Source organism: Streptacidiphilus sp. MAP5-3 (assembly GCF_041262505.1).
GTDB lineage: Bacteria > Actinomycetota > Actinomycetes > Streptomycetales > Streptomycetaceae > Streptacidiphilus.
In genome coordinates this window covers 1-17,760 of the sequence record NZ_JBGCCL010000029.1, presented here as the reverse complement: position 1 = coordinate 17,760, position 17,760 = coordinate 1, and the positions used below count along the sequence as shown (strand labels likewise).

15 protein-coding genes and 1 riboswitch are annotated in these 17,760 nt (G+C 71.0%); of the genes, 3 read left to right on the top strand and 12 right to left on the bottom strand.

From position 1 onward, the window contains the following. Positions 1-339: 339 nt before the first annotated feature. Both ABH928_RS29935 and ABH928_RS29930 read left to right on the top strand, forming a co-directional pair. Positions 340-969 (top strand): hypothetical protein, encoded by a 630-nt coding sequence (locus tag ABH928_RS29935; protein ID WP_370071770.1) that lies wholly within the window; start codon positions 340-342, stop codon positions 967-969. A gap of 270 nt (positions 970-1,239) precedes the next feature. After that, complete coding sequence (locus ABH928_RS29930; protein ID WP_370071769.1) at positions 1,240-1,431, top strand: DUF5999 family protein; 192 nt, start codon at positions 1,240-1,242, stop codon at positions 1,429-1,431. A gap of 69 nt (positions 1,432-1,500) precedes the next feature. Here the strand turns inward: ABH928_RS29930 and gcvP are convergent, their stop codons facing one another. Continuing rightward, on the bottom strand, positions 1,501-4,386 hold the full coding sequence (gene gcvP, locus ABH928_RS29925) for an aminomethyl-transferring glycine dehydrogenase (RefSeq protein ID WP_370071768.1): 2,886 nt from the start codon (positions 4,384-4,386) through the stop codon (positions 1,501-1,503). A gap of 197 nt (positions 4,387-4,583) precedes the next feature. Next, a riboswitch (glycine riboswitch) is annotated at positions 4,584-4,699 on the bottom strand. Positions 4,700-4,896: 197 nt separating this feature from the next. On the opposite strand from gcvP, the gene ABH928_RS29920 reads away from it, so the two are divergent. Continuing rightward, the gene (locus ABH928_RS29920; protein WP_370071767.1) at positions 4,897-6,336 is read left to right on the top strand and encodes a PRC and DUF2382 domain-containing protein; all 1,440 of its coding nucleotides are present in this window, start codon (positions 4,897-4,899) and stop codon (positions 6,334-6,336) included. 84 nt (positions 6,337-6,420) lie between these two features. On the opposite strand, the gene ABH928_RS29915 is transcribed toward ABH928_RS29920, so the two are convergent. The 11 genes from ABH928_RS29915 to ABH928_RS29865 all read right to left on the bottom strand — a co-directional run bounded on the left by ABH928_RS29915 (position 6,421) and on the right by ABH928_RS29865 (position 17,509). Then, positions 6,421-7,896: a DNA polymerase IV gene (locus tag ABH928_RS29915; RefSeq protein WP_370071766.1), complete on the bottom strand. Its 1,476-nt coding sequence runs from the start codon at positions 7,894-7,896 to the stop codon at positions 6,421-6,423. A 68-nt stretch (positions 7,897-7,964) separates the two neighbouring features. Continuing rightward, positions 7,965-8,672, bottom strand: coding sequence for a vancomycin high temperature exclusion protein (locus ABH928_RS29910; protein WP_370071765.1), 708 nt, complete (start codon positions 8,670-8,672; stop codon positions 7,965-7,967). A 21-nt stretch (positions 8,673-8,693) separates the two neighbouring features. Then, positions 8,694-9,338, bottom strand: a complete 645-nt coding sequence (locus ABH928_RS29905; protein WP_370071764.1) for a MerR family transcriptional regulator — start codon at positions 9,336-9,338, stop codon at positions 8,694-8,696. Positions 9,339-9,606: 268 nt separating this feature from the next. After that, a complete protein-coding gene (locus ABH928_RS29900) occupies positions 9,607-10,083 on the bottom strand; it encodes a bifunctional nuclease family protein (RefSeq protein ID WP_370071763.1) in 477 nt (158 codons plus the stop codon). Between the two features lie 96 nt (positions 10,084-10,179). Next, entirely contained in the window at positions 10,180-10,956 is a 777-nt protein-coding gene (locus tag ABH928_RS29895; RefSeq protein WP_370071839.1) for a MerR family transcriptional regulator, read from the bottom strand. Positions 10,957-11,077: 121 nt separating this feature from the next. Then, complete coding sequence (locus tag ABH928_RS29890; protein ID WP_370071762.1) at positions 11,078-11,605, bottom strand: FHA domain-containing protein; 528 nt, start codon at positions 11,603-11,605, stop codon at positions 11,078-11,080. Positions 11,606-12,059: 454 nt separating this feature from the next. Further along, a complete protein-coding gene (locus ABH928_RS29885) occupies positions 12,060-12,824 on the bottom strand; it encodes a DUF881 domain-containing protein (RefSeq protein ID WP_370071761.1) in 765 nt (254 codons plus the stop codon). Between the two features lie 173 nt (positions 12,825-12,997). Next, complete coding sequence (locus tag ABH928_RS29880; protein ID WP_370071760.1) at positions 12,998-13,330, bottom strand: small basic family protein; 333 nt, start codon at positions 13,328-13,330, stop codon at positions 12,998-13,000. Beyond that, positions 13,327-14,268 (bottom strand): DUF881 domain-containing protein, encoded by a 942-nt coding sequence (locus ABH928_RS29875; protein WP_370071759.1) that lies wholly within the window; start codon positions 14,266-14,268, stop codon positions 13,327-13,329. Before ABH928_RS29875 ends, ABH928_RS29880 begins: the two co-directional genes overlap by 4 nt. A 117-nt stretch (positions 14,269-14,385) precedes the next feature. Next, a complete protein-coding gene (locus ABH928_RS29870; RefSeq protein ID WP_370071758.1) occupies positions 14,386-16,884 on the bottom strand; it encodes a sugar phosphate nucleotidyltransferase in 2,499 nt (832 codons plus the stop codon). A 16-nt stretch (positions 16,885-16,900) separates the two neighbouring features. Beyond that, positions 16,901-17,509: a CDP-alcohol phosphatidyltransferase family protein gene (locus ABH928_RS29865; protein WP_370071757.1), complete on the bottom strand. Its 609-nt coding sequence runs from the start codon at positions 17,507-17,509 to the stop codon at positions 16,901-16,903. Positions 17,510-17,760: the final 251 nt, after the last annotated feature.

Here is a 17,760-nt window from a genome sequence, read left to right as displayed (position 1 = left end):
CCCGACAGAACGCGCGAAAACGGCATGTGCCAATACGGTGCCCGGCACACGGTGTGCCCGATTTCTCCCTTGCGGCCCTGCACGGACAGTAGTAGAAGAGTCACGCCGTGCATCCGTTCGTATAGACTCGCGAGAACAGGTACGCACCGCCCGACGCCGCCGGAGTGCCCCGGCCCCCTCGGACGTGCCCTGCCCCGCGCTCTGAGCCAGCCCTGCACCGCGCAGCCGTCGACGCCTGCGCGGTCGCTCGTCCCCCGCACAGCCGCGCAGCACCGCAACGCCCGGCAACGCCGTAACTCCCGCCCCGCCTGTCTCTGCTGCCACGAGAGGCGAACCGACATGACCCTGCAGCTGCCCCAGCCCCCCGCCGCCGCCCTGCGCGCCGTTCTCCGCGCGCTGGACGACCGCGACGTCCCCGCCGACGTCGGCCCCGTCCGGACCTCGGCCATGCGACGGTGCACCGGGCCGCTCACCCCCGCGCATCCGCTTCCCGTGCACCTGCTGGACCCGGCGGTCACCGGCGCGGGCGCGACGCCGCTCGCCGCCGCGCTGCGAACCGGCTGGCGCTTCCTGATCAAGGAGGGCGAGACCGTCGTCGGCGCCGCCGACACCCTGGAGGTGGCGCCGGACGAGACGGGCTCGAGCCCGGGCGAGACCATGGAGGTGCACGCCTTCGCCCACTTCGCCGAGGGCCCGTATCCGGCGTCCACGCTGCGCGCGCTGCAGCAGGCACGGCTGCACGCGGCCGGCACCCCGACCACCTACCTGCCGCGGCTGCTCTCGGTGCCCGGCCACTACATGACGGCCCTCTGGCTGCACCCCGTGCTCTCCGCCACCCCGTCGCCGGACCTGCTGATCCCGCTGGTCCCGGCGCCGCTCGGCGTCACCGCCCACGTCCCGCACCACGCGGAGGAACTGCTCGCCCTGCTCGCGCTCGCCAACGGCGCGCTGCTCACCAGCCCCGCCTGACCCGCGCGCCGAAGCGCACTCCCCCTGAAGAACCACCCGTACCACCCGTTGTGACCATGGCGCGCCTGGTCACAACGGGTGGTTTCTGCTGGTCGGACAGGTTTCGGCGTGACGCATGTCACCAAATGGCTGCGGGCGGGTCGCGATACGCGGACACTGTGAACCAGTGCGAGAAGCCCAACGTCTTACCCGGCGAAAAGGCACTTCACACACGCGCCGCAGACCGGCTTTGGAATATTCTCGAAGCACGCCGAAACGAGGGTACGAGCTATGTGCCAGCACCGTCCTGAGTGTCCGTCCGCCGACTCGCCGGACCGCGAGGCCGCAGCCGTCGTCGCGAGCCACCCGGAACAGGGGTGGAGCCTGCTGTGCAACGGTGTCCTGATCTTCGAGGACACCGGCGAGATCCTCCCGGACGGCCGCGCGGTCGCCCCGAGGCGCGTGCTGGCAGGCGCTGCGTAGCAACACGCACGAAGGGGCGCGGGGACTGCGTGAGCAGTTCCCGCGCCCCTTTTCAGCGCTCGCGGCCGATCAGTCCTCGTACTCGTCCAGCGGCGGGCAGGAGCAGACCAGGTTGCGGTCGCCGAAGGCGCCGTCGATGCGGCGGACCGGCGGCCAGTACTTCTCGGTGGGGTTCACACCGGCCGGGAACACGGCCTCGGCCCGCGTGTAGGCGTGCTCCCACTCGCCCGCCAGCGCGGCCGCGGTGTGCGGGGCGTTGTGCAGCGGGTTGTCCTCCGCCGGCCATTCACCGGAACCGACCTTGTCAATCTCCGAACGGATCGCGATCATCGCCGCGCAGAAGCGATCGATTTCGGTCAAGTCCTCGCTCTCGGTCGGCTCGATCATCAGCGTGCCGGCCACCGGGAACGACATGGTCGGGGCGTGGAAGCCGTAGTCGATCAGGCGCTTGGCCACGTCGTCCACGGAGACGCCCGCCGACTTGGCCAGCGGCCGCAGGTCGATGATGCACTCGTGCGCGACCAGGCCGCCGGGGCCGGTGAACAGGACCGGGTAGTACGGCGCCAGGCGCTTGGCGATGTAGTTGGCGTTCAGCACCGCGACCTGGGTGGCGCGCTTGAGGCCCTCGCCGCCCATCAGCCGGACGTACGACCAGGAGATCGGCAGGATCGCCGCCGAGCCCCACGGCGCGGCCGAGATCGGACCCACACCGGTGGCCGGACCGGCCGTCGGCTGCAGCGGGTGGTTCGGCAGGTACGGCGCCAGGTGCGCGCGGACGCCGACCGGGCCGACGCCCGGGCCACCGCCGCCGTGCGGGATGCAGAAGGTCTTGTGCAGGTTCAGGTGCGAGACGTCCGCGCCGAACTTGCCCGGCTTGGCCAGACCGACCAGCGCGTTGAGGTTGGCGCCGTCGACGTAGACCTGGCCGCCCGCCTCGTGCACGGCGGCGCAGATGTCGCCGATGTTCTCCTCGTACACGCCGTGCGTGGACGGGTAGGTGACCATCAGCACCGCCAGCTGGTCGCGGTGCTGTTCGATCTTGGCGCGCAGGTCGTCGACGTCCACGTCACCGTCCGGCAGCGTCTTGACGACCACGACCCGCATGCCCGCCATGACGGCGGAGGCGGCGTTGGTGCCGTGCGCGGAGGAGGGGATCAGGCAGACGTCGCGCTGGGTGTCGCCATTGGCGTGGTGGTAGGCACGCACCGCCAGCAGACCGGCCAGCTCGCCCTGGGAACCGGCGTTGGGCTGGATGGAGACCTTGTCGTATCCGGTGACCTCGGCCAGGCGCGCCTCCAGCTCGCCGATCAGCTGCAGGTAGCCGTCGGCCTGCTCGACCGGGGCGAACGGGTGCACGTCGGCGAACTCCGGCCAGGTGATCGCCTCCATCTCGGCGGTGGCGTTCAGCTTCATGGTGCAGGAGCCGAGCGGGATCATGCCGCGGTCCAGCGCGTAGTCCTTGTCGGCCAGCGAGCGCAGGTAGCGCAGCATGGCCGTCTCGGAGCGGTGCGCGTGGAAGGTCGGGTGGGTCAGGTACTCGTCGGTGCGCAGCAGGCCCTCGGGCAGCGCGGAGCCGGCGGCGGCGTCGAGCGCGTCCACGTCCGGACCCGCGGCGTCCACGCCGAAGGCGCCCCAGACGGCGGCCAGGTCGGCGCGGGTGGTGGTCTCGTCGCAGGCGATGCCGACCAGGTCGGCGCCGTCCTGGCGCAGGTTGACCCCGGCGGCGGCAGCGGTCGCGACGACCTCGGCGGCACGGCCGGGGACGCGGGCGGTGACGGTGTCGAAGAACGCGTCGCTCGCGACCTCGACGCCGCCCCGACGCAGGCCCTCGGCCAGCACGGAGGCGTAGCGGTGGGTGCGCGAGGCGATCTTCGCCAGGCCGTCCGGGCCGTGGTAGACCGCGTACATCGAGGCCATCACAGCCAGCAGCACCTGCGCGGTGCAGATGTTGGAGGTGGCCTTCTCGCGGCGGATGTGCTGCTCGCGGGTCTGCAGCGCCAGGCGGTAGGCGCGGTTGCCGTCGGCGTCGACGGAGACGCCGACCAGGCGGCCCGGCAGGCTGCGGGCGTAGTCGGCACGGACGGACATGTACCCGGCGTGCGGGCCGCCGAAGCCCATCGGGACGCCGAAGCGCTGGGTGGTGCCGACCGCGATGTCCGCGCCGAGCTCACCCGGGGACTTCAGCAGCGTCAGCGCCAGCAGGTCGGCGGCGACCGCGACGACCGCGCCGAGCTCCTTGGCCTGCGCGATGACCGGGGCCAGGTCGCGCACCGCGCCGGAGGCGCCCGGGTACTGCAGCAGCACGCCGAAGACGCCGCGCTCGGCGATCTCGGCCGGGATGCCCTGGCTGAGGTCGGCCACGACGGTCTCGACGCCGGTCGGGACGGTACGGGTCTCGATGACGGCGACGGTCTGCGGCATGGTGTCGGCGTCGATGACGAAGACGCCGCCCTTGACCTTGCCCATCCGGCGGGCCAGCGCGACGGCCTCGGCGGCGGCGGTGCCCTCGTCGAGCAGCGAGGCGCCGGCGGTGGGCAGACCGGTCAGCTCGGTGACCACGGTCTGGAAGTTGAGCAGCGCCTCCAGGCGCCCCTGCGAGATCTCCGGCTGGTAGGGCGTGTAGGCCGTATACCAGGACGGGTTCTCCAGCACGTTGCGGAGGATCACCGGCGGGGTGAAGGTGCCGTAGTACCCGAGGCCGATCATCGAGCGCAGCACCTGGTTGCGGCCGGCCAGCTCGCGCAGCTCGGCGAGGACCTCGGCCTCGGAGCGGGCGGCCGGGAGGTCCAGCGCGGTCAGGCTGCGGATCGCGGCGGGGACGGCGGCGGCGGTGAGCTCGTCCAGGGAGCCGTAGCCCACCTGCGCCAGCATCTTGGCCTGCGCCCCGGCGTCCGGGCCGATGTGGCGGTTCTCGAACGGGCTGGACTGCTCCAGCTCGGAAAGCGACGACGTCATGGGGAGACTGGCCTCCTGGTCGGACCGGGTGGACGCGGTGGGGCGCCCGGACGACCTCCCCCTCTGTCATGGAACCTGAGAGCTTCACCGGCCCTGTTGCCGCTGCTGTAACGCTGCGGCCGGACCGGCTTTCACCGTCGGTGAGGACCGTCCCGCAGCCATGAGGCTCGGGCGCGGCCCTGCTTTCCAGAGTCGACCTCGCCAGCGCGGTACTTCGGCCTGAGAGATTCCGGGGAGGAGTTGCTCCTTCGGCGCCGGGTCGCCCCGATCAGGTTGCCCAGATCAGGCGCTCGGACTCTCCCGCACGTGCTCGACGGTCAACCCCGAGGGTACCAGCGCGGATCGGCCGCCGGACGGGGCCCGAGCACCGTTCTCGTCCACCGGACGGAGCAGCGACACACCCGGCGGAGCTGCGTGCGTTCGACAAAGCGATCATTGTGCCTTTTCGTATGAGTTGAGCACGTTCGTCAGCTGAACAGACCGGCGCGGGCCGATGGAGGAGTGAGAAGCGTGCAGACCGAGATCGACCCGAGGGATCTGATCGGCCACAAGGCCGTGGACAAGAACGGCGAGAAGATCGGCACCGTGGACGAGGTCTACCTCGACGATGCGACCGGTGAACCCGAGTGGGCCGCGGTTCGCACCGGACTGTTCGGCCGCGACGCCTTCGTGCCGCTGACGACGAGCGAGTTCGTCTCCGAGGAACTGCGGGTCCCCTATGAGAAGTCGCAGGTGAAGGACTCGCCCGACTTCGGCGTCGGCCAGCACCTCTCCCCCGCCCAGGAGTTGCAGCTCTACCGCTACTACGGCCTGGAGGTCCCGACCGGCACCGGCCAGCATGCGGCCGACTCGGGCGCCAAGGCGGCGGAGGGCAACGGCCACGGACCCGCCTCCGCGCCGAAGGCCGGGGAGGCGGCGGCTGCGGCCGGTGCCGCAGGCGTTGCGGCGGGTGCCGCAACGCGCGGGGAGCGGAAAGAGAACCTGACCAAGGAGGAGCAGCCCGTGGAGAAGACGGTGGCGACGCCCGTCGTGGAGTCCCAGTCGAACGGCGGGCGCACCTCGGCGTTCATGACGGGCGGCACGACGGCTGGCGCGCAGGCCGGACAGACGGCGCAGACCGCGCAAATGCCACGGGTCGGCCAGGACGCGGCGCAGGACTCGACGATGCAGCAACCGACCGTCCAGACGCCGCCCGCCGCACCCTTCCCCAGCAGCGGCATGGCAGGAGCGGGCGCAGGTGCGGGCGCGATGGGCGGGACGGCGACCGAACCGCAGCGTCGTCCGGACCCGCTGACCGACCCGCTGCCCGGTTTCGGCGCTCCGGCCACCAGTGGCACCGCGACAGCGGGCACGGCGACCCCCGGCACGACGGGCGCCGCGACCGGCACCGTCGCCAAGGAGCCGGTCCCCGAGCCGGTCGAGTTCGTCTGCCGCGAGGAGCGCCTGGACATCTCGACCGAGTGGCACGTCCTCGGCCGGGCCCGGCTGCGCAAGTACGTGACGGCGGAGCAGGTCGAGCGACGGGTGCCGGTGGTCCGCGAGCGCATCCGCGTCGAGCGGGTCCCGGTCAGCGCGGAGGAGCGCGAGCAGCTGACCGAGGCCGAGATCGCGGAGAGCGTCGAGGAGGTGACCCTCCATGAGGAGCGCCTCGTCGTCAAGAAGACCGTCGTCCCGGTGGAGCGGATCCGCCTGGTGACCGAGCGGATCACCGAGGAGGAGGTGGTACGCGAGCAGCTCCACCGCGAGCACATCCAGGTCCAGGACGGCAGCCGCCCCCAGGGCACGCCGGTCGCCCCAGCCACCACTCCCCCGGCGGCCGGTGCACCGATCGGAGGCGCGCCGATCGCGGGCACCCCGGCCGCGACCCCGCTCCGTCCGAACGGCCCGACCAGCCCGAACGGTCCGATGGGCCAGAACCCGGACCTGCCGGGCCACGCGATGGGCGCCTGACCCGCCGTCACCCCCGCTCATCCGCGCTCACTCCCGCTCGTCCCCGCTGACCACGGGCCGCCCGGCACCCCGCTGGGCGGCCCGTCAGCGTATGGGCACAAGCGGGAGCGCCGGGGCCGGGGCGAGGGCCGGATCGTCGACCAGGAAGGTGCGGACCCGGCCGACGCCCGAACCGGGCGTCTCGAAGCGCACCGTCACCCGCCCGACGCCGCTGCCCTGGACCCAGCCGTGGCCGAGCTCCGCATGCTCCACGTCCTGCCCCGGCACCCAGCGACGTCCGCGCGGCGCCGCGCCGGGGTGGAACGCACGCGGCGCGTCCGGCCCGCCGTAGGCGGAGTCGTCCGCAGACCCGCCCGCTGTGGACCCGCCTGCCGCGGACCCGGCCTCCGCGTCCTCGGCCCCCGCCGCGCCTGAGTCTTCCTCCGCCTCCTCGGCCAAGGCCTCCAGCACCTCGTACTCCTCGAAGGCCTCGCGCTGGGCCTGGGCGAAGAGGTCCTCCTGGGTCCAGTCGGCCAGGCCGCTGACGCCGACGCCCAGCAGCCGGATACCGCCGAGCAGTCCGACGGATTCGGCCAACCGCCGCGCCATCTGGGCGATGACCAGCGGGTCGTCGGTGGGCGAGGGCAGCGTCTCGGAGCGGGTGAGCGTGGTGAAGTCGAAGCGGCGGATCTTGACCACCACCGTCCGCCCCGACCGCCCTGCGGCGCGCAGCCTGCGGACGCAGCGGTCGGCGAGGCGGTCGAGCTCCTGCATGATGCTGTCGCGGTCGCCGAGGTCGACCTCGAAGGTGTCCTCCACCGAGACCGACTTGGCGTCCCGGTCGGGCACCACCGGCCGCTCGTCCTGCCCGCGGGCCAGCGCGTGCACGCCCGCGCCGTGCGCCCGGCCCAGCAGGTGGATCAGCTCCTCCTGCGGCAACGCCGCCAGCTCCGCGACCCGGGTCAGCCCCGCCCGACGCAGCGTCTCGGCCGTGGCGGGCCCGACTCCCGGCAGCGCCCGCACCGGCAGCGGTTCGAGCACCTCGCGCTCGCGGCCCGCTTCGATCAGCACCAGGCCGTCGGGCTTGGCCTCCTCCGAGGCGATCTTGGCCAGGAACTTGGTCGTCGACAGCCCGACGGAGGCGGTGAGCCCGACCTTGTCCCGGATGTCGGCCCGCAGGTCCTCCCCCAGCGCGCGGGCCAGCTCCGCGCCCTCCGCCTCCAGCAGCTCGCCGTAGGGGCCGGCGGCGAGGTCGACGAAGGCCTCGTCCAGGCTGAGCGGCTCGACCAGCGGCGAGAGCTTGCGCAGCAGCGCCATCACCTCCTCGCTGATCTGCCGGTACAGCTCGAACCGTGGGATCAGGAACGCGGCGTTCGGCGCGAGGCGGCGCGCGTGCGCCATCGCCATGGCGGAGTGCACGCCGAACGTGCGCGCCTCGTACGAAGCGGTCGCGACCACACCCCGCCCGCCCAGCCCGCCGACGATCACCGGCTTTCCGCGCAGGCTCGGCTTGGACGCCTGCTCCACCGACGCGAAGAAGGCGTCCATGTCGAGATGCAGGATCGACGGCACGGACCGCATGAACCGATCATCGCGCACGGGTATGACAACGGCTGGTACACCACCACGGGCGCAACTGGGGCCAGGCCCTAACCGAACGCGGCCGGCGTGGTGACCTTGGGCCCGAGCAGATGCGGGTCCGGATCGAAGAGCTCGTCGAGGAAGACCGCCTTGTCCGCCGAGGCGATCTCCCGCACCGCGCCGTAGTCCCAGGTCCGATCGTGCGGCTCGGGAACCCCGATCCCGTACGCGTCGATCCCCGCGGTCTCGCAGAGGGACACCGACCGGCGGATCGCGTACTCGGTGTTGACCAGGACGGCCCGGGTGACGCCGAAGATCCGGTGGGCGCGGGCGCAGGAGTCCCAGGTGTCGAACCCCGCGTAGTCGGCCGCGATCCGGGCCGTCGGGACGCCGTGCTGGACCAGGTAGGTGCGCATCGCGTCCGGCTCGTCGTAGTCGGGGCGGCTGTTGTCGCCGGTGACCAGGACAGCGCGGACCCGACCGGCCCGGTAGAGCGCGAGCGCGGCGTCGAGCCGGTGCGCGAGGTAGGGCGAGGGCCTGCCGCCGTCCAGGCCCGCGCCGAAGACCACCACCACGGGCTCGGCGGGCACGTCGGCGACGGTCCGCACCCGCGGGTCGCTCTGCAGCCTGATCACCGCCACCGGTGCGAGCACCAGCACCGTCAGCGCGCAGAGCGCCTGGAAGCCCCACCTCTGAACCCGCCGCTGTCGGCCGAGCCGGACCAGCACGCGAAGCCCGCGCAACACCCGCACCGCACTCTCCTCCCCCAGGGTCATCCTGAGGAGCGGACGCGCGGATCAGACCGCGCGGTTGCGGCGGCGGGCCAGTTCGTCGGACGGGTCGAAGCCGGGCAGGTTCTCGCCGGTGTCGGTGCGCTCGCCGTGGAGGCGGGTGAGCGTCGCCTCGACCTCACGCCAGACCGCGCCGACGGCGATGCCGAAGATGCCCTGACCGCCCTGCAGCAGCTCGACCACCTGGTGCCCGGAGACGCACTCGTAGACCGTCGCCCCGTCGCTCATCAGCGTGATGTCGGGCAGTGCCTCCTGCGGCCGCTGGCTCAGGTGGTCGACGGCGGTGCGGATGCTCTGGAGCGAAACGCCCGCGTCGAGCAGGCGCTTGACCACCTTGAGCACCAGGATGTCGCGGAACGCGTAGAGGCGCTGCGTGCCGGACCCCTGGGCCGCGCGGACACTCGGCTCGACCAGGCCCGTGCGGGCCCAGTAGTCGAGCTGGCGGTAGGTGATCCCGGCCGCGGCGCAGGCCGTGGGCCCGCGGTAGCCGATCAACTCCGAGCTGGGCAGCACGTCGTCCTGCGGGCCAGCCGGGAGCGGCACCATCGGCATCCCCTCCCAACCGGAGCGCGCCGACCGCGGCAGCGTCCGGACCTGGGAGTGGACGGGGCAGGAGCCGCCCGTGGCTGTTCTGTCACCCGTGCTGCTCAACACGACCCTCCATCCGCTCGACTCGGGAACCGCCTCAGCGGGGGTGCGGGGAGGCACACCCGGGGACGTTCACAGTCGAAGGTAGGCAGTAGCCAGGAGCGCGTCAACGATCGCCACGCTCGGCATGGCGGGTGACGTCAGCCTCACGAGTGGTTTTGCGTGTCCCGAGCGGGGGTATTTCCGCGCGAATGTGGTTCGGCAAACCCGTCAGTACACCGGTCGGACAACCGGTCGTATGCACGCGCACGGCCACTGCTCCTGCCGACCGCTACTGCTGACCGCTGCTGCCGAAGTCCTCGGGTGAGATCTGGTCCAGGAACTCCCGGAACCGCTCGACCTCGTCCTCCTGCTCGTCGGGGATCGCGATGCCTGCCTCGTCCAGCACACCATCGGCGCCGTAGATCGGCGTGCCGGTGCGCAGTGCCAGGGCTATGGCGTCGGACGGGCGGGCGCTCACCTCGACGCCGCTGGCGAAGACCAGCTCGGCGTAGAAGACGCCCTCACGCAGGTCGGTGATCCGCACCGCGGTGAGCTGCTGGCCGACGGCCTCCAGCACGTTGCGGAAGAGGTCGTGCGTCAGCGGACGCACCGGCGTCATGCCCTGCTGCGCGAACGCGATGGCGGTGGCCTCACCGGGGCCGATCCAGATCGGGAGATAGCGGTCCCCACCGACCTCGCGCAGCAGCACGATCGGCTGGTTCGACGGCATCTCCACCCGGACACCCACGACATCTAGCTCGTTCACACCTGCAACCCTAGGGCGCGCGGGGCGGATACTCCAGTCGTCCTGATCACGTCCACCGGCCACCACCTGCCCAACACCTGCCCCGCGCCCGCTTGCTCAGGTGCCCGGCCGGGCCCGCAGGCCCGCCTGGACCAGTGAGGCGTGCAGCCGCACCGAAAGGGTTGCCAGCTCATGGGCCAGGGCGGCGGCGTGGGCACGGGTCTGCGGATTGCGGTGACGGCGCAGCGGGGCGACGATCTGCTCCACCAGACCGACCTCGCGGTCGGCGGCGGCCTTGACCGCTCGCAGATGCCTGGGCTCCAGCCCGAAGCGGCCCAACTCAGCGACCAGACGCGCCACTTGGAGCATCTCGCCGTCGAAGCCGCCGTCCCGGTCGGCGGCCACCAGGCCGTAGGACTCCCACTCGGACAGCTGCTGCTCGGTGATGCCCGCGGCGGCCAGCAGTTCGGCCCGGCCGAGCCGGGTTCCGCCCGCGACCGGACCGGGGGCGATCGCGCCGTCACGGACAGGGTCGAAGGCCTCTTCCGCGCCGGCCCCACCCGCGGAGTCCGCCTGGCCGGCCGACCCGCCCGAGCCGTTGCCGGGCAGCGCGGGCGGGTTCTCGCCCCGGTCCAGGGCGGCCAGGTGCTCGCGGATCACCCGCAGCGGGAGGTAGTGGTCGCGCTGCATCCGCAGCACGTAGGCGAGCCGCTCCACGTCGACCGCGCTGAACTTGCGGTAGCCCGAGGGCGTGCGCTGCGGCTCGACCAGGCGTTCCGCCTCCAGGAAGCGGATCTTGGAGATGGTGACTTCGGGGAACTCGGCCTGAAGCTCGGTCAGCACCGCGCCGATGCTGAGGAGTTGCTGCCGTCCCGAGACGATGCTGTGGGCCAGGTCGCGCCCGCCTCCGGGCGAGGGTCGACCGGAGGGAACGAAGGGCGCCACCGCCCCCGGGGTACCGCTGTCAGCTTGCACGACGGTTGACTCACTCCTCCCAGGGGCGGGGCACCGCGTCTCAGTACCCCGGGCGGGCGGCGAAGAAGACCAGCCGGTACTTCCCGATCTGCACCTCGTCACCGCTGTTCAGCGGCACCTCGTCGATCCGCTCGCGGTTGACGTAGGTGCCGTTCAGGCTGCCGACGTCGGCGACCGTGAAGCCGCCCTGCCGCCGCCGGAACTCCACGTGCCGCCGCGAGACGGTGACGTCGTCCAGGAAGATGTCGCTCTGCGCGTCGCGACCGGCCGTGGTGAGGTCGGTGTCCAGCAGGAACCGGCTGCCCGAGTTGGGGCCGCGGCGCACCACCAGAAGCGCCGAGCCCGGCGGAAGCGCGTCGACCGCGGCCTGGGCCTCCTGGGAGAGCCCGGGGCTCATCGCGGCCGGGGCGTCCGGCTCGTACGCCTCCAGTCCCGAGATCGAGATCGTGGACGTCGTCTCACTGGGACGCTCGCCACCACCGACGCGGGCCCGCAGCGGGGCACCGCAGTTCGAGCAGAAGCGGGCGGAGTCCGGGTTGTTGAATCCGCATCGGGTGCACACCGTCACGCCTGCGGCCTCCTGTCGCGGATCGCCTGACTGGTCTTGGGCAAACGGATCGGCCGCAAACCCTCCACCTGAACTTGAAGGTACCGGCTGCGGGGCTATACGCCCCCCACCCTGCGCACCCGCGTGTCGGCCGGCGGCCTCGTCACGGAAGAGCGGCCGATCGGCGGCGGCGTAGCTGTCGGACTCCGGAGCCCCCCGCATACCGGGGACGCCCTGGCCGAACTCCTCGTCACCACGGCGGTGCCGGGCGGTGGGCGCCTCGACCGCTCCCTTTTGGGACTTACGGCCGAACAGCTTCGAGAACAGACTCACGGGCGATTCCCCTTGCAAGAAACGGACCCGCCCGTGGGGCGAGGTGGAGCCATCGTGGACAGAACAGTGGTCGGGACAGGTGTCGGAACGGCAGTCGGATCAGCGTGCGGAGCGGCGGAACGAAGGAGGAGATGTGGATACATCATGGGTGCGTCGTGTGAGCGTAGTCAGGAGTACTCAAAGGGATCAAGGCGGTAACGACCAACGACTGTCGCTTGACCACCGTCGCCGTGCCCTGGTCGCGGTCGACCGACTGCACGACGCCGCCCGGAATGTTGAGCGCGGTGTCCAGGTCCTGCGGGTTGCCGACGGCTGTGAACACGTACGGCTGGGACACCGTGGTTCCACTGATGCTCACCGAACCCCTGGCCACGTCGTTGAACCAGGTGCCCGCGACGACACGGACGTTGTTGATCTGTACCGCCTCCGCCCCTGCTGCGCGCAGCTCCTCCAAGGTGTTGAGCAGCATAGCCGCCTGGACGTTCCCGCCCGGGTCCTTGACGGTCAGCGTCACGCCCGGGCCGGTCGCGGCGACCGTGCCGGAGAGCACGCCGAGTTGCTGCTGCTTCTGCTGGGTCTGCGCCTGCGCCGCCTTCGCCTGGTTGGAACTGGTCTGCAGCTCGCTCAACGTCGACTGCAGCTGCTGGTGTTCCTGGTCCAGGCGCTGCTGTCGCGCGTCGACCTCGTCCAGAATGCGCACCAGATCGTCCTGGCGCGCCCCGCGCAGCTGGTTGGCGGGAGTGTTGGTGCGGACCTGGAAGGCCACGCCCAGGCCGAGGGCGAAGAGGAGCACCGCGACGATCAGCTGGGCGCGGTTGACCCGCGGCGGCCAGAGCGCGGCGGCGAGCCGCTGCCGGCCCGTGCGCTCGGGCTCCCGGGACTGCTCCCCGGGTTGCTGCTCGGTCAATGCTCCGCTCCCTGCCTGCTCACTGCGTGCTCAATCTGCCCGCGCCGTTCATCCTGCCATCCGTCCTACCCCTGGCGGAGCCGTCCGCACCGGTTCACGCCCTTCGCACGGGCCGGTCACGTCATCTGTCCATGCCGTTCGGTCACGCACGGAACACCTCACCAGCGGACACCTCACGCGCGGAACAGGTGACGGCGGATCGCAGCGGTGTTGGAGAAGATGCGGATCCCGAGGACGACCACCACGCCGGTGGAGAGCTGCGAACCGACGCCCAACTGGTCGCCCAGGAAGACGATGAGGCCCGCGACCACCACGTTGGACAAGAAGGAGACCACGAACACCTTGTCGTCGAAGATGCCGTCCAGCATGGCGCGGATCCCGCCGAACACGGCGTCGAGCGCGGCGACGATGGCGATCGGCAGGTACGGCACCAGCCACGTCGGGACGTCCGGCTGCACGAACAGCCCGACCACGACTCCGAGGGCCAGGCCCAGCACGGCGATCATGGGTGCGTCGTTCCTTCCGAAGGGTGCGAGGTCGGTGCGGCCGTGGAGGCCGGGGCCGGTCGGGCGTCGAGCAGCCGGACCGGTGGCGCGGCCGGGAGTTGGAGTGCGCCTGCCGACGTGATGCTGTAGCGGATCTGGTACCCCTGGTTGAGCGACGCAAGGTAGAGACCGCCGTCGGCGTTGTTGCGGAAGGCCTGTTGCAGGCCTGGTCCGCCGACCGCCTGGATCGTGTACGGCAGGGTCAACGGACTGTTGTTGACCAGTATCGCGTCGCCCGCGGCCCGGATCGAGGTGAGGTTCCCCAGCCGCTGGTCGTTGATCGCGACGGCCTCCGCCCCCGACTGCCACAGCGCGTTGACCACCAGCTGCAGGTCGCTGTCGCGCACCCGGCCGGTGTTGCCGAAACCCGCGTTGGTCCGCGGACTGGCGTTGTTGAGGTCGGTCCCGGCGGACGCGGCGTCGTCGACCGTGACCTGGAGCCCGGGGCCGGTGACGGGCGTCTGCCCGGTGACCAGCTGCTGCTCCGCCAGCAGTGCGCTCCCGCCCTTTCCGGCGAGCGCGGCGGCCTGCGCCTGGGAGAGCTGCGTCTGCAGCTGCCCGATCTGCTGCTGCGTGGCGTCCGCCGCCGAGGTCGCGGTGTTGATCCGGTCGATCAGCGCCTGCCGCTCCTGGGCCGCGACCGGCGCGTTGGCCTGAACCTGGCTGACGCCCATCGCCAGCAGGGCGGCCACCAGGGCCAGCCCGACCCCGAACACCAACCGTCCGCGCGTGGTCGTCGGCAGCCTGCTGCTGCCCACCGCACCGCGCCGGGCCGCCGCCTCGGCATAGCCCTCGTCCAGACTGTGCTCGGCCACGTTGAGCAGCAGCGACATCGACGCGTCGGGCCGTGCGAAGCGCGGGTCGCTGCGCTTGGCGGCACGGGGATCGGTCGTCGACATGGGGGACATCGTCCCACGTCGCGCCGGACGGCCCGCACGGGCACCGGCGTGGCGGGTCCGACTGTGCGGGGTGCGGGCGGCAGAACAACGCCGCCCGCACCCCGCCGGTGCCTTGTCTCAGTCGCGTCCGGCGGACTCCACGACCGCGCCCCACTCGTCGAGCAGGGCCTGCGTCGAGGTGTCGTCCGGGCCCTCGGCCCAGAGGTGGGTGACCGCCTCGGCCGGGTCAGGCAGCACCATGGTCCAGCGGCCGTCGGGCTCGACCACCCGCACGCCGTCGGTGGTGTCGACCTGGCGGTCGCCCGCCGCCTCCACGACCTTGCGCATCACCATGCCCTTGGCCGCCCACGGTGTGGGCAGATCACGCCGGTGGACATGGGCGCGCGGGATCCGCGAATCGATCTGACTCAGCGTCAACTGCGTACGCGCGACCAGCCCGAGGAGCCGGACGAAGGCAGCCGTACCGTCGAAGACGCCGCTGAAGTCCGGCACCACGAAGCCGCCGATGCCGTCGCCCGCAAAGATCGTGCCCTCCGCCGAGGCGGCGCGGGTCAGGTCGTCCGGCGAGGTCGTCGTCCACAGCACCTGGGTGCCGTGGTAGGCCGCCACCTGCTCGGCGATCCGCGTCGTGGTGACCGGCAGGGCCACCTTCCCGCTGCGGCCCTCCGCTGCGACCAGGTCGAGCATGACCAGCAACGACCGGTCGTCCTCGATGATCCGCCCGCGCTCGTCGACGAAGGAGACCCGCTCCCCCACCGGGTCGAACCGCACCCCGAACGCGGCCCGCGACGACGCGACCAGCTCACCGAGCCGCACCAGGCCGGCCCGGCGCTCCTCTATCGTCTCGGTCGGATGCGACTCGTCCATACCGGGGTTGACCGTCAGCGCCTCGATGCCGAGCCGCCCGATGATGCTGGGCAGCAACAGCGACGCACTGCCGTGCGCGACGTCCACGACCACCTTGAGCCGTGCCTCCGAGACGCCACGGGTGTCGATCGCCCGCAGCAGGCTGCCCGCGTAGGAGTCGAAGACCGTAGCCGGGAAGGTCAGGTCACCGATCTCGCCGGGGAACGCACGCCGGTACTCCTGGCGGGCGTAGACGCGGTCCAGTTTGCGCTGGCCCGCCTGGGAGAGGTCCGCGCCGCGCTCGTCGAAGAAGAGGATGTCGAGCGAGTCCGGCACCCCCGGCGTCGTCCGCAGCATGATCCCGCCCGCGCTGCCGCGCGCGGTCTGCTGCCGGGCCACCGGCATCGGCACGTTCTCCAGGTCGCGCACCTCGATCGCGCTGGCCTGCAACGCCGAGATCATCGCGCGCTTGAGAGCACGCGCACCACGCGAGTGGTCACGCGCGATGGTGACCGTGGCGCCCTTCTTCAACGTCGTGGCGTACGCGCCCGCCAGGCGGACGGCCAGCTCCGGCGTGATCTCCACGTTGATGATCCCGGAGACGCCGCGCGCACCGAAGAGGTGCTCCTGGCTGCGCGACTCCCAGATCACCGAGGTGTTGACGAAGGCGCCGGCCTCGATGGTCTTGAAGGGGTAGACGCGGACGTTGCCCGCGATGATCGACTCCTCCTCGACCAGGCACTCGTCTCCGATGACCGCGCCGTCCTCGATCCGCGCGGCTCGCATCACGTCGGTGTTCTTGCCGATGACGCAACCGCGCAGGTTGGACTGCGGCCCGATGTAGACGTTGTCGTGGATGACCGCCTTGTGCAGGAACGCGCCGCGCTTCACGACCACGTTGCTGCCGAGCACCGTGTGCTCACGGATCTCCACGCCACCCTCGACCTTGGCGTAGTCGCCGATGTAGAGGGGACCGCGCAGCACCGCCTCCCGGTCGACCTCCGCGCCCTCGGCGACCCAGACGCCGGGCGACAGCTCGAAGCCGTCGATCTCGACGTCGACCTTGCCCTCCAGCACGTCGGCCTGGGCCTTGACGTAGCTCTCGTGCGTACCGACGTCCTCCCAGTAGCCCTCGGCGACATAGCCGTAGATCGGCTTGCCCTCCTTGAGCAACTGCGGGAAGACGTCACCCGACCAGTCGACCGACGTGTCCGCGGCGACGTAGTCGAAGATCTCGGGCTCCATCACGTAGATGCCCGTGTTCACGGTGTCGGAGAAGACCTGACCCCAGGTCGGCTTCTCCAGGAACCGCTCCACCTTTCCCTCGTCGTCGAGGATGGTGATCCCGAATTCCAACGGATTCGGCACCCGGGTCAGACAGACAGTGACCATCGCGCCCTTGGACCGGTGGAATGCCATCAGGTCGGTCAGGTCGAAGTCGGTCAGGGCGTCACCCGAGATCACCAGGAAGGAATCGTCCTTGAGTGCGTCCTCTGCATTCTTGACGGAACCGGCTGTTCCTAGCGGAGTCTCCTCGTTCGCATAGGTGAGCTTCATTCCGAGCTCTTCGCCGTCACCGAAGTAATTGCGCACCAGGGAGGCGAGGAACTGGACCGTGACGACGGTGTCGGTCAGACCGTGTCTCTTGAGGAGCCGAAGCACGTGCTCCATGATCGGCCGGTTCACCACCGGCAACAGGGGCTTCGGCATGCTCGCAGTCATCGGACGAAGGCGGGTACCTTCGCCGCCGGCCATCACAACGGCCTTCATGTCGGCTGGTTCCTCCTTAATCGGCCACGGTGCTCGCCTTCACGAGACGGCGAGTCTGCACCGCGTACAGGATCCCTGCCCACCAATAGAGCGTCGTACCCCACCAGACGAACGCCCAACCGATGATGCTCGCCACAGTCCCCAGCCAGTTGTCATAGGTGGTGAGGAGAAGCAAAGGGAACGCATACATCAGATTGAACGTAGCCGCCTTCCCGACGAAGTTCACCTCGGGAGGGCCATATCCGTGACGCCTGAGAACAGGGAGAAGAGAGGCGATGAAGAGCTCACGCGCCAGCAGGGTCGCGGTGAGCCACCACGGCATGATCTCGCGCCACGTGAGGCCGACGATCGTGGACAGGACGAACAGACGATCCGCAAGCGGATCAAGCAGCTGTCCGAGTCGGCTGACCTGGCCCCACCGACGCGCCAACTTGCCGTCGAGGTAGTCGCTGATCCCGCTGAGTCCGAGGATCGCGATCGCCCAGCCGTCGTTCTTGGGCCCACCGAAGGCAGGCCAGAGGACCAACCAGAGGAACAACGGCACGCCGACCAGGCGGGCCATGCTCAGCAGATTGGGGATGGTGAGCACGCGGTCGGTCTGGACGCGCGTGTCCTGAACCTCCACCCGGGGCCTCCTGTAGAACACTTCGAACGCTGCAGCCCCCGACTTTACCTGCCGCCAGGCCGCCTTCCGGGTGGGGCTCGTGCGACGCGGGTACGAGCTCTGTGCGGGTGACGTGCAGGTGAGCGATCCACCGCAGGTCAGAGCGTGCGTGCGGACAACGCAGTGAAGCCCCCTGACACATGGTCAGGGGGCTTCACTGGAAAGATTGTTCGGCGGCGTCCTACTCTCCCACAGGGTCCCCCCTGCAGTAC